General features: G+C 51.7%; 1 protein-coding gene and 1 pseudogene. Both read left to right on the top strand.

Translation table 11 applies throughout. The features are described 5' to 3' along the window. Positions 1 to 175 precede the first annotated feature (175 nt). A pseudogene (locus tag Phpb_RS27710) lies at positions 176 to 430 on the top strand (proprotein convertase P-domain-containing protein); the annotation flags it as partial. A gap of 3 nt (positions 431 to 433) precedes the next feature. Then, positions 434 to 2609, top strand: a 2176-nt coding sequence (locus Phpb_RS26180) for a calcium-binding protein (protein WP_476742272.1), incomplete at its 3' end; no start/stop codon positions are given.

Below are 2609 nucleotides of genomic sequence, written 5' to 3' on the forward strand. Positions count from 1 at the left end.
TATGCATACCAGCAACGATTACGGTTTCGGTCAAATCGATGCGCGAGCCGCTGTTCGTTTGGCTGAGTCTTGGATGACTCAAAGCACCGCTGCCAACGAGTTCGTCTATAGCGCATCCAGCGGCCCTCTGGGGAAAACCTTGGCGGCGGGAGAGACGCTAACATCGTCCATCGCCATGAATGCCGGTCTGAATGTCGAACATGTCGAGATCGATTTTGACGCTCAGGTAGGCCGTCTTGGCGATCTGACGCTCAAACTGATCTCTCCTGATGGCACTCAGAGCATCTTGCTCAATCGTCAGGGTAAGGTTCCAGACGGTATGCCGGGCGCGAGCGCGACCGATCTGGGTAGTAGCCAGTCGGGGACGTTCAAATACAGCTTTATGTCGACCCACGATTTTGGTGAACGCTCGGCTGGCAACTGGACCCTACAGGTGACTGACGCGAATTCCGGCCTGCCGGTCACATTAAATGCCTGGTCGCTACGTTTGTACGGCAGCAAGAGCACCCCGGATGACACTTACTTTTACACCGACGAATATATCCAATCGGTGGTCGGGCAGGCCAACCGCGCGGTGTTGGATGATGCAGTGAATGGCGTGGCGGGAGGGCGTAATACCCTCAATGCGGCGGCTGTTTCGCGGGATACCTCGGTCAACTTGCTGACTGGTGTTGCCAACATTGGCGGCACAGCGTTGACGATAAAGAATCCGTCGGGCATTCAGAACATCGTCACCGGCGATGGCAACGATACGCTGGTTGCTGGTAATGCCGATGCGTTGCTTGATGGCGGGCGTGGAAACAACACACTGGCTGGAGGTGCGGGCAAGGACTTTTTTGTGGTCCATCGCCGTGAGGCAGGCAGAGATGTTATTAGCAACTTCGAGGCTGCTCGTGGCGAAATCATCGATCTGGTCGGATTTCGTGGAAAAACGTTTGCCGATCTGTTGCTGACGCAGCAGGGGGCGGATGTTAAGGTCGAGCTGGGTAAGGGGCAGAGCATTGTCCTGAAAAATCAGACACTCGCCGGGATTGGTGCGGCGAACTTCAAGTTCCAGGATACCTTTATCGCCCCGGCGGCTTACACGAGTAGCGACGCCTCAACGCTCCAGCCGCAAGAAGGCTTGGGAACCGTGATCCTTAAGGGCGGCGGCAAGGGCGTCATGCTCACTAGCGATGCTCAGGGTCAGATGAAATTTAGCTTGAATGGAACGATCTATAGTCATGACAGTGCGGCGTCAGACGTTTTTGTGGTGGCGGCCCAACCGGGCGTCAAGGACTACAAGAATGCATTACGTGGGTTCCGTCACGGCGTTGATAAAATTGATTTGCGTCAAACCGGCGTCACTGATTTCAGTCAACTCACCATTGCTAAGAGTAATCGTGGCACGATCAACGGTCTGTCACAAATTCATGGTGTTGAAGTTATCTTTAATGGGGCCAGCGGTACTGATTCAAACGTGAAGTTGCTGTATCTCGATACTCTGGATACTTCGCAGGTCGATGCGGCCGACTTCCTTTTTGCGGAGCCTATGCCGGATTTGGTCCCAACGGTCAAGCCAGTGGTGACGCAATCTCTTGATAAACCGACGGTTACTGTACCGGGTTCATTGACGCCAATTGTCGACCCCCTTGGCGTTGATAAGCCTTTACCGCTTCCCTCTATCGACTTGAAGCCGATTAGTATTCCTCCAAGGAAGCCGGTTAGCATTCCCCTTATTGACTGGAATCTGACTAAAGTTTCTTCTACTGATATTGATCGGGATATGATTAAAGTTACCCCTGTTAAGCTGGAGCCGATTAGAATTAACACTGGCCTTGTCGACCTGAGGTCGCGTATTGACCAGAATGTTGACCGGATGTCACTTATTAACCGGGATATGATTAAAGTTACCCCTGTTAAGCTGGAGCCGATTAGAATTGGCACTGGCCTTGTCGACCTGAGGTCGCGTTTAAACCAGAATGTTGACCGGATGTCACTGATTGACCGGAAGCCGATTAGCACTCCTCCTGTTGAGCCGGCAGTGGAACCTACACCGGTGACCACTGACCCTAATTCCATTACGGTCGAAATTCCCTTTGCTAAGGTTACGTTGGGGGACGAGAGCAAGACTATCAATGTGGAAGCTATAGTTGGCAATGTGGTTGCCGGTAGCGGTGATAATAAGGTTAATGTGACCGGCCGGGATTCCAATATCACGCTAGGTAATGGTAACAATGTCATTGTCGGCAATGTCGACAGACTAACAGTCGGACATGGTAATAATCGCATTACCGGCACGGGAATTTCAGCGACGCTGAAAGTAGGGGATGGTAATAACCATATCGTGACTAGCGGTGATATGTCGACGGTAGAAGTAGGGGATGGTAATAACCATATCGTGGCCAGCGGTCGTATGCCGGAGGTGAAGGTAGGGGATGGTAATAACAATATTGTGGTTAGCGGTAGTACGCCGAAGGTGAAAGTAGGGAATGGTGATAACTATATCATGACCAGTGGTATTATGTCGAAAGTGAAAGTCGGGGAGGGTAATAACCATATTGTTACCAAGGGAACTATGTCGACGGTAGAAGTCGGACATGGGGACAACGATTTGGAATTTAGTGGTG

The organism is Photorhabdus namnaonensis (assembly GCF_001684335.1).
Lineage (GTDB): Bacteria > Pseudomonadota > Gammaproteobacteria > Enterobacterales > Enterobacteriaceae > Photorhabdus > Photorhabdus namnaonensis.